Origin of the sequence: Mesorhizobium sp. ISC11, from assembly GCF_037162595.1 — a bacterium.
In the GTDB taxonomy this organism is placed as follows: Bacteria; Pseudomonadota; Alphaproteobacteria; order Rhizobiales; family Rhizobiaceae; genus Mesorhizobium; species Mesorhizobium ciceri.
Window position 1 is genome coordinate 2,083,215 of sequence record NZ_JAVSPW010000001.1, and the last position, 15,219, is coordinate 2,098,433.

18 protein-coding genes and 1 tRNA gene are annotated in these 15,219 nt (G+C 61.4%); 5 read left to right on the top strand and 14 right to left on the bottom strand.

Going from position 1 to position 15,219, the window contains the following annotated elements:
- Window positions 1-16 precede the first annotated feature (16 nt).
- A complete protein-coding gene (locus RPF88_RS10360; RefSeq protein ID WP_013531991.1) occupies window positions 17-1,234 on the bottom strand; it encodes an LL-diaminopimelate aminotransferase in 1,218 nt (405 codons plus the stop codon).
- Between the two features lie 44 nt (window positions 1,235-1,278).
- Window positions 1,279-1,671: a hypothetical protein gene (locus tag RPF88_RS10365; protein ID WP_027162587.1), complete on the bottom strand. Its 393-nt coding sequence runs from the start codon at window positions 1,669-1,671 to the stop codon at window positions 1,279-1,281.
- 97 nt (window positions 1,672-1,768) lie between these two features.
- Here RPF88_RS10365 and phaC point away from each other — a divergent pair, with 97 nt between their 5' ends.
- The 3 genes from phaC (at window position 1,769) to RPF88_RS10380 (ending at window position 5,446) form a co-directional block, all read left to right on the top strand.
- On the top strand, window positions 1,769-3,604 hold the full coding sequence (gene phaC / locus RPF88_RS10370) for a class I poly(R)-hydroxyalkanoic acid synthase (protein ID WP_337122327.1): 1,836 nt from the start codon (window positions 1,769-1,771) through the stop codon (window positions 3,602-3,604).
- A gap of 215 nt (window positions 3,605-3,819) precedes the next feature.
- Entirely contained in the window at window positions 3,820-5,070 is a 1,251-nt protein-coding gene (locus tag RPF88_RS10375) for a YcbK family protein (protein WP_224672896.1), read from the top strand.
- Window positions 5,071-5,371: 301 nt separating this feature from the next.
- A tRNA-Glu gene (locus RPF88_RS10380) sits at window positions 5,372-5,446 on the top strand.
- Window positions 5,447-6,049: 603 nt separating this feature from the next.
- Here the strand turns inward: RPF88_RS10380 and RPF88_RS10385 are convergent.
- The gene (locus RPF88_RS10385; RefSeq protein WP_337122330.1) at window positions 6,050-6,436 is read right to left on the bottom strand and encodes a hypothetical protein; all 387 of its coding nucleotides are present in this window, start codon (window positions 6,434-6,436) and stop codon (window positions 6,050-6,052) included.
- Window positions 6,433-6,771, bottom strand: coding sequence for a hypothetical protein (locus RPF88_RS10390; RefSeq protein WP_337122332.1), 339 nt, complete (start codon window positions 6,769-6,771; stop codon window positions 6,433-6,435). Before RPF88_RS10390 ends, RPF88_RS10385 begins: the two co-directional genes overlap by 4 nt.
- Before the next feature lie 441 nt (window positions 6,772-7,212).
- Here RPF88_RS10390 and RPF88_RS10395 point away from each other — a divergent pair, with 441 nt between their 5' ends.
- Both RPF88_RS10395 and RPF88_RS10400 read left to right on the top strand, forming a co-directional pair.
- Entirely contained in the window at window positions 7,213-7,509 is a 297-nt protein-coding gene (locus RPF88_RS10395) for a hypothetical protein (RefSeq protein WP_337122335.1), read from the top strand.
- On the top strand, window positions 7,509-8,117 hold the full coding sequence (locus RPF88_RS10400) for a hypothetical protein (protein ID WP_337122337.1): 609 nt from the start codon (window positions 7,509-7,511) through the stop codon (window positions 8,115-8,117). The genes RPF88_RS10395 and RPF88_RS10400 overlap by 1 nt, the downstream gene beginning before the upstream one ends.
- Window positions 8,118-8,219: 102 nt before the next feature.
- On the opposite strand, the gene RPF88_RS10405 is transcribed toward RPF88_RS10400, so the two are convergent.
- The 10 genes from RPF88_RS10405 to RPF88_RS10445 form a co-directional block, all read right to left on the bottom strand.
- A complete protein-coding gene (locus RPF88_RS10405) occupies window positions 8,220-8,399 on the bottom strand; it encodes a hypothetical protein (RefSeq protein WP_337122339.1) in 180 nt (59 codons plus the stop codon).
- A complete protein-coding gene (locus RPF88_RS33395; protein ID WP_442921276.1) occupies window positions 8,399-8,644 on the bottom strand; it encodes an HNH endonuclease in 246 nt (81 codons plus the stop codon). The genes RPF88_RS10405 and RPF88_RS33395 overlap by 1 nt, the downstream gene beginning before the upstream one ends.
- 131 nt (window positions 8,645-8,775) lie before the next feature.
- The gene (locus RPF88_RS10410; protein WP_337122341.1) at window positions 8,776-9,138 is read right to left on the bottom strand and encodes a hypothetical protein; all 363 of its coding nucleotides are present in this window, start codon (window positions 9,136-9,138) and stop codon (window positions 8,776-8,778) included.
- Entirely contained in the window at window positions 9,135-11,393 is a 2,259-nt protein-coding gene (locus RPF88_RS10415; RefSeq protein ID WP_337122343.1) for a phage tail protein, read from the bottom strand. Before RPF88_RS10415 ends, RPF88_RS10410 begins: the two co-directional genes overlap by 4 nt.
- Before the next feature lie 3 nt (window positions 11,394-11,396).
- Window positions 11,397-12,314, bottom strand: a complete 918-nt coding sequence (locus RPF88_RS10420) for a head maturation protease, ClpP-related (protein ID WP_337122345.1) — start codon at window positions 12,312-12,314, stop codon at window positions 11,397-11,399.
- Between the two features lie 106 nt (window positions 12,315-12,420).
- Window positions 12,421-13,056, bottom strand: a complete 636-nt coding sequence (locus tag RPF88_RS10425) for a hypothetical protein (protein ID WP_337122347.1) — start codon at window positions 13,054-13,056, stop codon at window positions 12,421-12,423.
- A gap of 330 nt (window positions 13,057-13,386) precedes the next feature.
- Window positions 13,387-13,929, bottom strand: coding sequence for a hypothetical protein (locus tag RPF88_RS10430; protein WP_337122350.1), 543 nt, complete (start codon window positions 13,927-13,929; stop codon window positions 13,387-13,389).
- Window positions 13,929-14,264, bottom strand: coding sequence for a hypothetical protein (locus RPF88_RS10435; protein ID WP_337122352.1), 336 nt, complete (start codon window positions 14,262-14,264; stop codon window positions 13,929-13,931). The genes RPF88_RS10430 and RPF88_RS10435 overlap by 1 nt, the downstream gene beginning before the upstream one ends.
- 1 nt (window position 14,265) lies before the next feature.
- Window positions 14,266-14,583 (bottom strand): hypothetical protein, encoded by a 318-nt coding sequence (locus RPF88_RS10440; RefSeq protein ID WP_337122354.1) that lies wholly within the window; start codon window positions 14,581-14,583, stop codon window positions 14,266-14,268.
- Window positions 14,584-14,666: 83 nt separating this feature from the next.
- Window positions 14,667-15,218 carry a hypothetical protein gene (locus tag RPF88_RS10445; protein ID WP_337122355.1) on the bottom strand — a complete coding sequence of 184 codons (552 nt, stop codon included), beginning with the start codon at window positions 15,216-15,218 and terminating at the stop codon, window positions 14,667-14,669.
- Window position 15,219: the final 1 nt, after the last annotated feature.

Consider the following 15,219-nt stretch of genomic DNA (forward strand, 5'->3'; position numbering starts at 1 on the left):
TTTGCGTGCGGCAAGCTTACCGGTGAGCGGAGAGCGGCACGACATTGTTGGGCTGCTTGGCGCTGGTCGACAGGAAGCGCTTGATGTTGCGCGCCGCCTGCCGGATCCTGTGCTCGTTCTCGACCAGAGCAACGCGCACGAATTCGTCGCCATGCTCGCCGAAGCCGACACCGGGCGCCACGGCCACGTCGGCATGTTCGATGAGCAGCTTGGAGAATTCGAGCGAGCCGAGATGCTTGAACGGCTCCGGGATCGGCGCCCAGGCGAACATCGATGCCGCCGGTGCCGGAATGGTCCAGCCGGCGCGGCCGAAGGCGTCGACCATCACGTCGCGGCGCTTGTGGTAGATGTCGCGCACCTCGGCGATGTCGGCGCCGTCGCCGTTGAGCGCGTGTGCCGCCGCCACCTGGATCGGCGTGAAGGCGCCGTAATCGAGGTAGGACTTCACCCGCGTCAGCGCCGAGATCAGCCGCTCGTTGCCGACGGCAAAGCCCATGCGCCAACCGGGCATGGAGAAGGTCTTCGACATGGAGGTGAATTCGACGCAAACGTCGATCGCGCCAGGCACCTGCAGCACCGAAGGCGGCGGATTGCCGTCGAAATAGATCTCCGAATAGGCAAGGTCGGACAGGATGATGATGTCGTTCTTCTTGGCGAAGGCGACCACATCCTTGTAGAAATCGAGCGAGGCGACCAGCGCTGTCGGGTTCGACGGATAGTTGAGGATCAGCGCCAGCGGCTTCGGGATCGAATGCTTGACACCGCGCTCGAGCGCCGGGATGAAACCGTCGTCCGGCTCCACCTGCAGCGAGCGGATGACGCCGCCCGACATGATAAAGCCGAAGGCATGGATCGGATAGGTCGGGTTCGGGCACAGGATCACGTCGCCGGGCGCGGTGATCGCCTGCGCCATGTTGGCAAAGCCTTCCTTCGAGCCAAGCGTGGCCACCACTTGCGTGTCGGGGTTGAGCTTCACGCCGAAGCGCCTGCCATAGTAGGCGGCCTGGGCGCGGCGCAGGCCCGGAATGCCGCGCGACGAGGAATAGCGATGCGTGCGCGGGTCGCGCACGACCTCGCACAATTTGTCGACGATAGCCTTGGGCGTCGGCAGGTCCGGATTGCCCATGCCGAGGTCGATGATGTCGGCGCCACGCGATCGGGCGCTGGCCTTGAGCCGGTTGACCTGCTCGAACACGTAAGGCGGAAGCCGGCGAACCTTGTGAAATTCTTCCATGGCAGTTCCAGACAGCGAAGGGGTGTTGGGCGCGCGCTATATACTTATTTGCAGGTAGGGTCGAGGGCGGGGTCGCATTTGGCTTCGATCTGCTTCAGCGTTTCGTCGCCATGCTTCTTGGCCAGATCCGTCAGCGCAGCCTGGTTGGCGACCTTGGGGCCGCCGCCCTTTGCCGCCTGCGCATTCTCATCCGCCTTCAATTGCGCGAGCTTGGCGTTCTTCTCGGCTTCGGTGAACTGCGGCGCCGCCACTTGCGGCTTGATGTTCAGGTTCGGGAAGGTGCCGGTGTCCTTCGGTCCCGCACCCACAGCGACAGGCGTCGGGCCATTCGTGTTGGTGCTCGAGCACCCGGCAATGCCGATGAGGACGATCGCCGCGCCGATGCGGCAAAAACGTCCGGCACCGAAAAAAACAGTCTCGCCAATATTAATCGTCATATTGTTTCCTTGGCAGCCGAGGTAGAGCGAGATTGGCCCGGTCGGATGTCCCATGTTAATATGTCAAGAAAAGGCCTCGGGAGGAACCCCGCCAACCATGTCCAAAACACCCGATTCGGGCAAAGCGGAAGATGACCAGCCTTCGACCGTCGAGCAATATCTGGTGAAGGACCCGGAACGCTTCGCCCTGAACATGGCGCGCATGATCGAGCAGGCCGGCAAGGCCGCTTCCGCCTGGGCCGAGCCGCGCGAAAAAGGCGACGTGCGCGACCATGTGGCCGAGCCCGTCGTCGATATGGTGAAGACCTTTTCCAAGCTCAGCGAATACTGGCTTGCCGATCCGCAGCGCGCGCTGGAAGCGCAGACGCGGCTGTTCTCCGGCTATATGACAGTCTGGGCCAACGCCATTCAGCGCACCAGCAACGCCGCGCAAGACACCGAAGACGCGGTCAAGCCGGAGCGCGGCGACAAGCGCTTCCTCGACCCGGAATGGGGCCGCAACGCCTTCTTCGATTTCCTCAAGCAGGCCTATCTCGTCACCTCGCGCTGGGCGGCCGATCTGGTCGAGCACGCCGAAGGTCTTGACGAGCACACCCGCCACAAGGCCGGCTTTTACGTCAAGCAGGTGTCCAACGCCATCTCGCCGTCGAATTTCATCCTGACCAATCCGGAACTGTTCCGCGAAACCGTCGCCTCGAACGGCGAAAACCTGGTGCGCGGCATGAAGATGCTGGCCGAGGACATCGCCGCCGGCAAGGGCGACCTGAAGCTGCGGCAGGCCGACTACTCGCCCTTCGAGATCGGCAGGAACATCGCCACCACTCCCGGCAAGGTGGTCGGCCGCAGCGACGTCGCCGAAATCATCCAGTACGAACCGGCGACCGAGACGGTGCTCAAGCGGCCCCTGCTGATCTGCCCGCCATGGATCAATAAATTCTACATCCTCGATCTGAACCCGCAGAAATCCTTCATTCGCTGGGCGGTTGAACAGGGCCACACCGTGTTCGTCATCTCCTGGGTCAATCCGGACGAGCGCCACGGCACCAAGAGCTGGGAAGCCTATATCCGCGAGGGTCTGCAATACGGCCTCGACACGGTCGAGAAGGCCACCGGCGAACGCGACGTCAACGGGATCGGCTATTGCGTCGGCGGCACGCTCCTGGCGGCGGCACTGGCGCTGATGGCGCAAGAGGGCGACGACCGCATCAAGTCGGCGACCTTCTTCACCACGCAGGTCGACTTCACCTATGCCGGCGACCTGAAGGTGTTCGTCGACGAAGAACAGGTCGCGGCAGTGGAAAAGTCGATGAGCGAAAAGGGCTATCTCGACGGCACCAAGATGGCGACCGCCTTCAACATGCTGCGCTCAGGCGACCTGATCTGGCCCTATGTCGTCAACAACTACATGCGCGGCAAGGATCCCCTGCCCTTCGACCTGCTCTACTGGAATGCCGATTCCACCCGCATGGCCGCAGCCAACCACTCTTTCTACCTGCGCAACTGCTATCTCGAGAACAACCTTTCGCAAGGCACGATGGAACTGGCGGGCCGCACGGTCTCGCTCGGCGACATCACGATCCCGGTCTACAACCTTGCCTCCAAGGAAGATCACATCGCGCCGGCGCTTTCGGTGTTCCTCGGCTCCAAATATTTCGGCGGCACGGTCGAGTATGTGATGGCGGGGTCGGGCCATATCGCCGGGGTCGTCAATCCGCCGGCATCCAACAAATACCAGTATTGGACCGGGGGTACGCCGACGGGCGACTTCAGCCAGTGGATAGCCAATGCCACCGACCATCCAGGATCCTGGTGGCCGCACTGGCAAGGCTGGATAGAGGCCAAGGACAACACCCGTGTGCCTGCCCGCAAACCGGGCAAGCATATGAAAACCTTGGGTGATGCTCCGGGCACCTATGTGAAGGTCCGTGTGTAACGGACTGTAATGTGTGGTGAGTTGACGGGCCGCCAAAAGCGGGCGAAATGGTGTCGTCAACCATCAAGCGGCCGTAATTCGGCAATCACTGCAAAAATACTTCCAGGCTTGCGGATTTGACACAGGTCTCGTTTCCGGATCGGAGACAAAGGTCACCTTGGCAGCGACGCATGCATGCCGCGCCAAGATATACCGACCGGACATCGAGGGGGAATTTGACTTTGAAATCAGCAGGATGGAGCCTCGCAAAGGGAGAACGCCGCGCCATTGTGGCAGCGCTCTGCTCCTTGCTTCTGGCCTCCTGCACTTCGGCTGGCGACCCGGCAATGTCGGTCGGAATGCCCGGCTACAATGCCACCGCATCGGACGTAAGCGCGGCCTCCAGCGGCAAGGCGATCGCCGCCTCCGATTCGTCTGATGTCACGACGGAGCAGACGACCGTGATGACGGCAAGCGACACGGCGCTGCCTGAAAAGGTCGCCTATGTGCCTGTGTCCAAACCGGGAGCTGCCTTTCCGCTGACCATGCCGGCGGGCGCCGAAACCATCGTTGGAAACACGCCGCAGTCGCTGACGCAGCAGGCACAGACCGCGCAGCAGACCGATGCGGTCGCCCAGCAGATCGCCGCGGCCGACGGCGACGTGGCGGCGCCGAAGCCCGCTGCCGCTCCGGCCATGAACAACCCGGTCTATGTGACGGCTGGCGAGATGCCGCAGGCCGAAGCACCAAAGAAGAAAGGCTTCCTCGCCTCGATGTTTGGCGCAACGCCAGCCTCGGCGACACCAGCCCCCCTCATCAGCAACGCCCGGACGGGCGAGCAGCCCCCGGCGCAGGCAAAAGCGACGCCAGCAGCGGCAAAGCCGATCATCACGCTTGCCTCGGCCAATTCCACGGCCAAGCCGGTACAGCTGGCTTCGCTCGGTGGCGATAGCGGTCACATCACCGGCAGCGATGCCCTGCCCGGCGTGCGCCAGACGGCCCTGTTCGAGATCAAGCGCAAGTCGGGCCTCGATGACGAAAGCGACGTCGACCTCAACGAGGATGAGGGGCCAGTGGGCGGCTCCTATCAGGTTGCGTCCGCCGCCGGCATGGCCCGGCTGGCGCCCAACGGGCTGCTCAAGCAGAACGAAAGCGTCGATGTGGCCTGCCTGAAGCCGTCGCTGGTGCGCGTGCTGAAGACGATCGAAGGCCACTACGGCCGCAAGATGACGGTGACGTCAGGCTATCGCGACCCGGCCCGCAACCGGCGCGCCAACGGCGCCAAGAATTCGCTGCACATGTATTGCGCCGCCGCCGACATCCAGGTTCCCGGCGTTTCGAAATGGGAACTAGCGAGCTACATCAGAAGCATGCCCGGTCGCGGCGGTGTCGGCACATACTGCCACACAGAATCGGTTCACGTCGACGTCGGTCCCGAGCGCGACTGGAACTGGCGCTGCCGCCGGCGCAGCGGCGGTGACGGCTAGCAGCGCTATTTGACGGCCTACGCCTGTCAGCCGCCAAGGCCGTTCCGGCAATATCGTTCCAGCCTCCTGAACATTCGAGATAGGCCGAAGCGTCCCCAACTTCGTCATCCTCGGGTCTTCGCGACGGAGCGCTCCTTGCTCCGCCCGTGGATGACGAAACGATGGGTGTCGCCGCTAATCGTCAAGCCTGCCAACCCTCGGCAAACCGTTGATTTGGCAGGCCTGGAAAAAAGTTGTCCAAGGTGGCACCTGACGGGTTGCCGGTTGCGCACAACGCCAGTATAAGCCGCTTCGTCTGAGCGCGCCCATCGTCTAGCGGTTAGGACACCGCCCTTTCACGGCGGTAACAGGGGTTCGATTCCCCTTGGGCGTACCAGATATTTCAAGCACTTAGCTAAAATGAACTCGGCTCTGTCCAATTTTTGGCCAATATCCGAACGAATCGCAAACCTGGGATGAAAGAGAATGCCGCTCGTGAGGACCAGCACTCAGGATCGAAACGGGACCGAGCTGAGTTCCGGGTTTCTGCCTCAGGGCTATGACACTGAGGAGGCGGCCAAGGTGCACATCTCCGAGATGCAAGAAATGTTTGACCTCTCCGGCTTTGACGGGCGCAGTGCGCGTTGGTGGGCACGGGATGCGAGCGCACAGTACGAAATCACCTATTGGTGGATCGAATACCCGTCCTAATAAAAGGCCCGCCACCGTGAGGCAGCGGGCCAACTGGGTGCGGGAGGTTTCGGGACAAACTGTCCCTAAACCCAAGTCGCCAACTTGGCGACTTGATCGGCCCCTCTTGATCAGCCTCGCAGCACGGTCACAAAGCCGGTCTGATGGTCGATCAGAATTTGCCACTTCCCGCCGTGGATTATAGCCATCGCATTTGCGATCGAAGCCGCTGCCTGCCGGATCAGCGCTGCTGACTCAACCATAGACGACATGCTGGACGCCATTCGCAACTGTGCCAGTGGCTCGGCTTTCATAGCGACACCAGCACGTCTTGGGACGCCAGATCGTCGCCCCACATGACGGTTTCGCCGTAGACGTCTGGACAGGGTTCAGGGTCGCCGCCTTCCTCGTCGTCAGCATTGTCGAGCTCTGGATCCAGCACGTCGCCGGGAGGTAGGTTCGGGGCGGTGCTGGACAGGAATGATTGCCCGCCGCGATGCCCCCAGCCTAGGGACGGCTCGTCGTCGGCTGTTTCCTCCAGATCGCAATCAACTTCCATGAGATCCAGTGCCGTTATTAGGCTCATGGCGCGGTCCAGGAGATCGTTCAGACGCGCCTCGACCGACTGGCGCCATGTGCGAGGGTCGACACCTTGCGGGCAGCCGTAGGGCTTCAGAATGGGCGTGTGGGCGTTCATGATGCACCGCCTTCCAAGAGCCTTGCAAGTCCCGTCCGCTCATAGCGAACATCACCGGGCTTGTCGGCCTCGACATGGGAAAGGATGATGACCATCCCGTCCGCGATGTTGTCGATGTCCATGATCCGAAGCGGTGCATCGGGCCACTTCTCCCAGAAGGCCGCCTTGATTTCCTCGATTGCGGCGGTGATCCGTTCGTCCGGTGTAGGCGACGTTGACGCCAAGTTGGCGGCAACGTTCGGGGGAAGCACGGACAGCGCTCCCAGGCCAGCCGCAGTTGCCCCTGTGCCCAGCAGCAGGCGCCGCCGGTCGATCGTTGTTGCCTTCGAGTTCATTTGATAGTCCCCACGGTTGGAACCGGCTTTCTACGGCCGGCGGAAACTCTCCCTGTTCTATGAGAGTTTCCATCATCGGCGACGGGCCGAAGCCGGGGGGTAGAAACCAGCCGTGAGACTGGCGCGACGCTTTTAAGCCCGAAGGCTCTGGACAGAACGGCGCCCCCCGGCCATAAAGGTCGGGTTTGGAGCCGCGCCGCCAAGCGCGTCCATTGTTTGCAAAATTTGCAAACATTCATCCGAGAGACTTTCCCGCCAAGGAAAGTTGTGTCCCCGCCAAGGGACCGTTCGGAGATATCACGGTCCGGGTTTCTACGCCCACGGACGATAAGCCGCTGATTTGCCGATTTCGTCAAGCCGCTCCCTTCGGGGGAGCCCGCTTGCGCGCGCGCCTGGTTTGCGCAATTGTTGGCTCGGGCAAATAAACAGGGGGAGATTACTATGCCTCACATAGAGCGCATCGAGAAACGCAAGCGCGGTTTCTTCGGCATGATTTTCTGGTGGATGTTCCTGGCCTTCAACGCGCTGATGGGCCTGTGGATATTCTACGCCATCAAAATATCGAGCGAGCACTTCCAAGCCACGGCCGATGCTGCGTCACAGGCCGGCACTGCCATCGGCGGGACACTGGCGGTCGGCATGCTGCTTTGGCTTTGGCTCTTCGGCGACATCATTCTCGGGTTGCTGGTCGCCCTCTCGCGCGGGAAGAAAGTCACGATCGAGCGGACCGTCGGCTGATGAGCGAAGACGACGACGACAAGGAAATTGTGCTTCAAGGCAACGGATTCTCTATAGTCAAGCTCAAGCAGCCTGGCACCATGGTGCCTTACCCGGCGCGCTCGATACCGGTGGAAGGCCGGTTGAATTACGGTTGGCTGGACCTTCGAGGAAGGCCGGACCTTGTCGACCAAGTTCCGGAAGCGCGGGAGATTCCGGCATTGGCGAAGCTGCTAAGGGTGCTCGCTACGTCTCCCACATTGATGTCCAGTGCGTGCGAACACGGGGTGTTTTATCGCGAAGGCCTCGATCCGCCTTGGCAAGGTGGATCCTTCGTCGTTATCGAATTCCTAGAGGAAGAAGACAACACCAACAGCGACAGGTTCGTTGATCTCGCCAAGTCTGTCTTAGGCGGCATCAAGCCGACAGAGGCACACCACATTGGCTTTGACATGATCGTCGAACCGTTAAAGACTTTTTTCGGCCGTGCTGACTGTTTTGCGCTCATGATCAGGTCGCTAGGATTAGGGTCGACCGAAAAGGAAGCTGTGGCGGCAATGGAACATGCAATCAATGCTGTCGCCGAATCGCTCCAGCGTAATCGACCTGAAGCGAAAAAGATTATCTGAACGGAGGATCCCGTCAGCGCACCACTCAGGCCGGCGGCTGTCCAATCACCGTTATGCGCCCCGTGCGTCTCCTGGCGCTTCGCTTACCACTTCTGATCGCGATTATCCCCAGTGTTCGATGCCGACGAGATCGGAACTGTCGGACCAGCACGACACGTTGAGCTTGGCAAAGTGCAGCACCCTGGCCGCCCACCATACCTTGTCGATGGGGATCTCGCCCGCGCCTTCCTGCCATGGCGTCCAACCCTTGCCGGGACGCTCGACTAGCTCGGCATCGCGCATTAGTCTGCCGCTGATGCCAGTTTCCGCTGCTTGGCGACATTCATTTGATGACCTCGGCGCTGATTGCATCCTAGGCACGCGGCAGCGAGGTTAGATCGCTTGTTCGATCCGCGGTGCATCTTAGGTGTTTTGTGTTCCAAGGTGGCTACCTTCCGCCCGGTCTCTGTGAACGGTTGTCGGCAGTAGCAGCATTTCCCGCCTTGGATCTCCACCAGTTCGCTGCGCACCTTCGCTGCATTCTTCATGGGGGTTGATTTCCTCCTTTTTCTTTTGACAGGATCACAGCCCGCACAGAAGGTCAATTGGCCCTAGACCGGCCACCAGGCCAGCGCCAGCACCACGCCAGCGGAGATTGTGAAGGCGAAGATGGGCATCATCATGCGGCGCCACCCGGCTCGGAGTCGTCGTCTTTCCCGCCCGGCAGCACCGTCAATTGCGTTGGCTTCCTGTCCAGAAACATAACCATTGCCTCGGCGTTCCTAAGCCCTTCCACCCAAGGCCGGATTTTCTCCAGCACGTCTGGCATGATCTGTTGCTCACCATCGCCGCGCTCGATTGCGTCGGTAAATGCGCAGGAAATGAAGCCGCGAAAATGGGCAATTGCCGCCTGCGCTGGCGAGCACTCGCGAACTTCGAGCATGGGCGAGGTGACGAGACGCGAGAACTCTTTGGAGACGTGCTCGCGCCAGGCTTCGTTTTCGCCTTCGAACGGACCTAGGTTTGCATTTGGCCAAGTCATTTCGTGCCCCTCAACGGTTTGCGACCGGTCGAGAGTAGCCCAGCTTTGACCGCAACGTTCTGCAGTTTTCTGATGACGTGGCCTTCGCCGATCAGATCGACGACATCTTGAGGGCCGAGACCGAAATCGAGCCGCACAGTTGTGAGGCCCGACGATCCTGCGATGCCGGCCGGCGCCAGCTTCATCTTGGCTAAACCGCCATCGGCGAAACGCGGGATCTGCATCGAACGATTGAGGTTGTCAGCAAACCCGCCGATGCTGAAACCGCGGAAGCTGTCCATCGCAGGCAGGAAGCCGTTGTTCAGCCTATGGAAGAAATCTACCCCGAGCTGCCGCACCACTTTCGCCTGGATAACGAATTCGCCTGCGCTCAGTCGGGCCAGAATGGAATCGGACCGCGGGCCACCAGGACCGCGAACAGAGCCGCCAGCAGCGAACCCTTTCCTTGAGGATGATCCGCCGCCGCCCGAGTCTCCGCCGCCGAACCCGGCAAGTTGCTTCGCGTAGTCGATCGCCGATTTGATCTTTGAGATGATAGAATCGACCAGCGATGACACACGCCCCAGCACCCTTTGGGCTATGCCGACAATCCCGTCGAAGATTGCCGAGATGCGAGCCGTGATGGCTTGGAAGACCGCCACAATGCGCTCGACGATCGCTTGAGCGATTGTGCCCAGGCGTTCGGACAAACTGCCCCACGCCGCCACGATGGCCTCGACGATGGCGTTGAAGGCATCCACTGCCATCTGCTGACCTGACTGGAAGGCGCCGACGATCTGAGACCATAGATCGGTTGCACCTTGCGCGATCGCGCCCCAAGCGGCTGTGGCGCCGTCCGTGACGTATTGCCACCCGGCAGCCGAACCGGCTTTTACCTGCTCCCAAAACACGGCAATTGCTATTCCTGCCGCAACTACTGCTGCGGTGATTGCCAGCGGGATACCGCCCACCACACCGGCCAGGAAGCCGACGCCGGCAATAACGGCGCTTATGGTTGAGGCGAGCAAGGTAAAGGCGCCGACGAGCGACAAGACGGCAGCGCCGAGCGCGAGCTCGCCGCCTGTGATGTCGGTTCCGAAAACCTTGTTGATCTGCTCGGCAACGAACTGCGCGCCCTCCCGGAGCAGCTTGAATGCCGGCAGGACGAGCCCGTTGAAGACGCCGGCGACATCGTTGCCAAACTGGACGATGGCAGCGGACCATTCCTTGATCCACGGGTTCTTGATGTTCTGGCTGTTGCCGCTCAAGAGGTGCAGCAGATCGCCGACCACACTGAGCACGTTTCGATTGATCGTCTGGCCGAACTCGACCAGCAAGTCGCGGTTGTTGGCGATGATGTCGGCGAAACCGTTGGCGAGCGCCGTCAGACCAGGCGCGAAGACCAGGCCGAGTTGCAGCCGGGCGCCGGCAGCGGCCTTGCTCACCGAATCGAGACTGTCGCCCAGATCGTCGCCGATCGCCGCCTGTGCATCGGTCAGGGTGACCCCGAGTTTCTTTGCCTGCTCGCCGAGCTCGAATAGCCCGGCTTTGCCCTCGTTGAGGAACGGCAGCAACTCGGCGCCGGCCTTGCCGAAAAGTTCGATCGCAAGCGCTGATTTAAGGGCGGAGTCCGGCATGCGGGCGAAGGCATCGGCGACGTCCAGAAGGATCGCTTCGTTGCTTCGCAGCTTGCCGTTGGCGTCGCGGACCTTGACGCCAAGTCGTGTGAACACGTTGCCGGCATCAGCGACCTGTTTGGCAGCATCCTTGGTCTTTTCGCCGAAACGCGTAACCGACACGCCACTGGCGTCGAGCGTGTCGCCGGCCTTGTCGGTTCCTTTGGCCGCCTCGGCGATCGCCTTGTTCAACCGGCCCATGCCCGAGACGAACTGCTCGTTGGAAACGTTGGCCATCTCGGCGGCGAATTGGAGCTTGGTGAAAGCCTCGACCTGCAAGCCTGTCGTTTGGGCTGCCTTGCCAGCTTTGTCGGCAACCTCGCCACTGGACTTGGCCAGGCCGAACATGGCAGCGCCAGCGCCGGCAGCGGCTGCCGTCAGACCAGCGCCGAGCAAGGCGATGTTCTTGCCGATGGTGGCAAGGTCGGTTCTCACCTTTGAGAGCGACGCCGTGAACCTGTCGAAGTTCGCCTTGTTGGCGGCCGCCTGAATCTCTTTGAACGCCTTCTCGCCAGCGGCGCCAAGCGACTTGAGTTGCTTCTCAATGTCTTTGCCGCCGTCGAGCGCGATGCGTTGCGTGATCGTCTTTTTGCCGGCCATCTTCTACATCCCCCCGCGCTTGTTGGCTTTATCGACCGCGCTCTTCCAGATGTCGTCATTGTTGCGCCGAGCGTAGATTTCAGAACTGTTCGGCATCTGGCCTTTTGCCTTGGCGACACGGCCGAGTTTCAACGCGGTCGCATAGGCGGCGGGCGATTCGGCTTTCAGCGTGCCCATCAGCGATGCAACGTCCGGTTCCTTCTCGCGGCCGAGACAGAACTGGCGAAGGAAGGACGTCACTGCCTCGTCGGTCGCTGCTTTGCGGGCCGTCGTGTAGCGCGCCTGGACAGCCTCAAAAGCGGCCGTGTTACGCACGGAACCGGCGAGCGCAACCAGTTGAGATGGCGCTTTGGAATAGACAGACCAATCGAACGCTGCGTGGCTGGGGAATTTGGCCCGACCGTCCACCACCTTGTCAGCGAACCGCTTGGCCACTGCCTCGTCGGCCGTGAACCACGTTTCGGCAGCCATCCACTTCTTGATTTCCGCGATCGGTTGCCGGGTCCGGTCGGCGTAAACTCGGACGATCGATTCGTTGATCGTTTTTAGTGCTTCGATCATCTCGGCATGGTCGGACGCCGTGCCGATGGTCATTGCACTTGCCTCATGGATCATAAAGAACGCGCCTGGCCTGATGATGATTTCCCGCCCGCCCATCGCGACGACGGACGCCGCCGACGCTGCGATGCCTTCAATCCACACAGTGACCTTTCCGCGATGCGCGGCCAGAATGTTGAAGATTGCGGCGCCATCGGTGACAGACCCGCCAGCCGAATTGATGCGAACTGTCACGTCCGCCGTTGGGCCGACCTTGAGCAGCGCGTCGCGGACGTTGAGGGGCGTAAAGCCGTCGAGGCCCTCTGCGATGCCTTCGCCAACGGTGCCGTAAAGCCAGAGTTCGTTGCCGATTAAGACGTTCATGGGTTTCCCCCGTGATTGATGGCGACAAGGCGCCGTTCGGTTTCGTTGATTGCTTCGACGGGCACGCCGGCCAGGCTTTGACGCGCAAGGATGGGGACAGCCTCGATCATCGGGCGCTTACCCGATCGTGTGCCAAGCTGGCCTCCCAGGCCCAAGTCTCGCCACCGGGCAGGCCTTCGCCTGGTTCGTCCGATGTCCAAAGGGTTTCGAATTCGGTTTCGGCAGTGCCGCCGACCGCTTCGAAAAACGCCTGCACTTCTGGCGATGCCCAGGTTAATTCTGGGATTGGCGTCAGCGGTTCTCTGAAATCGAAAACCCGGCCAGCGTTGAAGTCGTGATGCACGGCAACGGCAAGCGTGTCGACGAGATCACGCACGGTGATGACGGCACGCGCCTGGTTGAGTTCGTCGGCCCCGAGCAGGGCCATGGCCTTGCGGACCAGATCCGGCCACGCCGTCCGCATGACACACAGACACGCCATGACAGCCGGATCATAACCGTTGCTCTGCCTGGCTTTCCATTCCGATGCCTTGCGCAAGGTGCGATCAGGTCGCCCGCCGTGGCCGGTTACGATGTTGGAGTTCCGGCGCCGTGCAGAATCGGCCGCAGTGCGATCGATCAGCCGGCGACCGTCTGCCAGTTCCACAACCGGGATGGTGCCTTTCTGCACGCCCCGAGAAACCGTTGATGCGTGGACGCCTATCGCGTCGGCATACGCTGCAAATGTCATAAGTGCAGTCATGGCGGGCACCTCGATCTTACTTCGGCAATGCGCGGGAATGCGGGTTGCTCAACGGCGAGAGGGCCTTGCAATTGGCCATGCACAAGTTTTGGACACCTGTGTCTAGACATGCCGTGCGCTCAGCCGCCCCGCATACGTGGTACGGTTGGCCAAGGACCCGCCTTGCCAGCTTTGGGATCGGTGCAGGCAGGCCAGCCCGGAATGCCAGCCTGCCTGCGACGCACGCTGCGGAAAGGAGTTGACCCGCAACCGCGCCATTCATGAACGGCAGAGACCGGGCAGCGCCAGCCGTCCGGTCGAATAGCTTCAAGGAATCATCCATGCTCTGGATCATTGGGGCAGCGCGCTATCATGGGCGAGCACCGCTGCCGGGTTGGCGTCGGGCCGGCGCTGGACTTCGAAGCCAGCCTGCTCGGCGTTGCGAATGAGGCTTTCCTCAACCAGTTCGAGGTCGAGCATCTCGGCGTCGATCGCCTCGATCTTGGCCGCGCGCTCCTCGTTGGTGAGGCCGGGGCGGCTGGCCTGACTGGCCCGAATCTTGGCGTCCATCTCCTTTGCCCAGGCGTCAGCGCCGAGAGCTAGTGCCAGTCGTGCAGCGTTGTCGGTGTTCATGCCGAAGTCTTGCCTGACACCAGGAGCCGCCAAGAAGGCACCGACATAGTAGCTGTCCAGCGGCTGGCGCAGATAGAGCCGATGCTGTTCGAGGCGTTCGAGCGCCATATCGAGCGACGAGTGCGCTTCCTCGATTGCCTGACGTTCCTTGGCCAACTTAGCGATGCGGTCTCGCACGCCCTGGAGGCCGTCGGCGAGTTCGTTGGTGGCCTTGCGCGTGGCGCCAAGAGCGGCCTTGATCTTGTTGGTGATCGACGACATCAGATCAGCCTTTTCTCTTGCGCCCACCGGCGGACATTGCTGGCGAGGTTGCCGGCCGCGTTGTATCGCTCATGGGCGATCTCATTCGTGGTCCTGGCGAATTCCAATTGCTTCTCGGCCGCGGCGAGGGTGGCCCGAGCCGCCATGATCTGATCGGTGAAGTCGAGGCCAGGGCGATTGCGTGCCTGATCCTCAAGTCGGGTGATGTCGGCCAGCGCGGCAAGGCGCGCCTGGTTGGCTTCATTCTGCGCTTCGGTCCCATCGCGGGCAGCGCCGAGGTATCGGCCCTTGATGCGGTCCAGGAAGTTCAGGCGGCTTGGATCGAGCTTGTGCATGTCAGTTCGCCAGATGCCGGACAGCGACGATGGCGTCGGTCAACGTGGCCTTGCTGTTGAGCAGATCGACCATTTGGGTGAGAGGAGCATTGGCCAGGACACAGACTTCGACGATGGCGAGGACGTCAGCCTCAGCCTTGGCGAGACCAGCGGCATATCCCTGCGTAGGGTCGTACGACGCTTCAATCTGTCCCTCGACCTCATCGAGATCGATTGCCAGGCGGCGCAGCTCCTTGCGATTGACGGGATCGGATGCGGCGACGTTCCAGGCTGCGGCGAGAGCGTTCCGCTTTACCCTGAGTTCGGCGATGGTGGCCATGTGGCGTCCCTTTTTTCTGTTTTTCACTGTCAGGAAGGTGCGCTTGGCGAGTGGACATCCAAAGCATCGATGTCCACTTTTCTTCAGTCGCTTTCGAGGATCCGTTTCATCTGCTTGGCCGAACCGGGCATGGAATGCTCGCCCCTCAGAAGGCGCCAGAACGTCGCCTCGGGCTCCTGTGTCGGTGCCGACAGTGAGCGCGATTCCTGCGGCCAGCGTCGGGTTTCGTATTGCCGATATGCCCGCAGCATCGCCCTGGCTACGGCGCCGGGCCTGAGGTCGCGCCAGCGCTCGTGCTTCTGCCACAAGGCGCAGATGAGCCGGTTGCGTTCGGCCAGGGCGCTGGAGTGGACGAGCGAGGCGCCACCGCGTGCGCTTAGTCGACTGGAGGAGGCATACAGCCTCGCCATCTCGGCACCGACCATCTGGCAATCGGGATCATTGTCAGCTCGTAGGAGGGCGATGGCCTTTTCGATCGGCACCAACTCGGAAGGAAGGGCGCCGACGTTCGATCCTGGTCGGCCCTTTTTTTCAGAGCGATGCTCTAAAATCTCTCTTTCGGTTTTTCGTATGGTCTTAATCTCGGTCTCGGTCTCGGTCTCCGTATATCGATAGTCATCCGATACCGTATCCATG

What these genes read in the sequence shown, in the direction of transcription:
- RPF88_RS10360 (WP_013531991.1), bottom strand. Translation starts at nt 1,234, where the DNA reads ATGGAAGAATTTCACAAGGTTCGCCGGCTTCCGCCTTACGTGTTCGAG.
- RPF88_RS10365 (WP_027162587.1), bottom strand. Translation starts at nt 1,671, where the DNA reads ATGACGATTAATATTGGCGAGACTGTTTTTTTCGGTGCCGGACGTTTT.
- phaC (WP_337122327.1), top strand. Translation starts at nt 1,769, where the DNA reads ATGTCCAAAACACCCGATTCGGGCAAAGCGGAAGATGACCAGCCTTCG.
- RPF88_RS10385 (WP_337122330.1), bottom strand. Translation starts at nt 6,436, where the DNA reads ATGAACGCCCACACGCCCATTCTGAAGCCCTACGGCTGCCCGCAAGGT.
- RPF88_RS10390 (WP_337122332.1), bottom strand. Translation starts at nt 6,771, where the DNA reads ATGAACTCGAAGGCAACAACGATCGACCGGCGGCGCCTGCTGCTGGGC.
- RPF88_RS10395 (WP_337122335.1), top strand. Translation starts at nt 7,213, where the DNA reads ATGCCTCACATAGAGCGCATCGAGAAACGCAAGCGCGGTTTCTTCGGC.
- RPF88_RS10400 (WP_337122337.1), top strand. Translation starts at nt 7,509, where the DNA reads ATGAGCGAAGACGACGACGACAAGGAAATTGTGCTTCAAGGCAACGGA.
- RPF88_RS10405 (WP_337122339.1), bottom strand. Translation starts at nt 8,399, where the DNA reads ATGCGCGATGCCGAGCTAGTCGAGCGTCCCGGCAAGGGTTGGACGCCA.
- RPF88_RS33395 (WP_442921276.1), bottom strand. Translation starts at nt 8,644, where the DNA reads ATGAAGAATGCAGCGAAGGTGCGCAGCGAACTGGTGGAGATCCAAGGC.
- RPF88_RS10410 (WP_337122341.1), bottom strand. Translation starts at nt 9,138, where the DNA reads ATGACTTGGCCAAATGCAAACCTAGGTCCGTTCGAAGGCGAAAACGAA.
- RPF88_RS10415 (WP_337122343.1), bottom strand. Translation starts at nt 11,393, where the DNA reads ATGGCCGGCAAAAAGACGATCACGCAACGCATCGCGCTCGACGGCGGC.
- RPF88_RS10420 (WP_337122345.1), bottom strand. Translation starts at nt 12,314, where the DNA reads ATGAACGTCTTAATCGGCAACGAACTCTGGCTTTACGGCACCGTTGGC.
- RPF88_RS10425 (WP_337122347.1), bottom strand. Translation starts at nt 13,056, where the DNA reads ATGACTGCACTTATGACATTTGCAGCGTATGCCGACGCGATAGGCGTC.
- RPF88_RS10430 (WP_337122350.1), bottom strand. Translation starts at nt 13,929, where the DNA reads ATGTCGTCGATCACCAACAAGATCAAGGCCGCTCTTGGCGCCACGCGC.
- RPF88_RS10435 (WP_337122352.1), bottom strand. Translation starts at nt 14,264, where the DNA reads ATGCACAAGCTCGATCCAAGCCGCCTGAACTTCCTGGACCGCATCAAG.
- RPF88_RS10440 (WP_337122354.1), bottom strand. Translation starts at nt 14,583, where the DNA reads ATGGCCACCATCGCCGAACTCAGGGTAAAGCGGAACGCTCTCGCCGCA.
- RPF88_RS10445 (WP_337122355.1), bottom strand. Translation starts at nt 15,218, where the DNA reads ATGGATACGGTATCGGATGACTATCGATATACGGAGACCGAGACCGAG.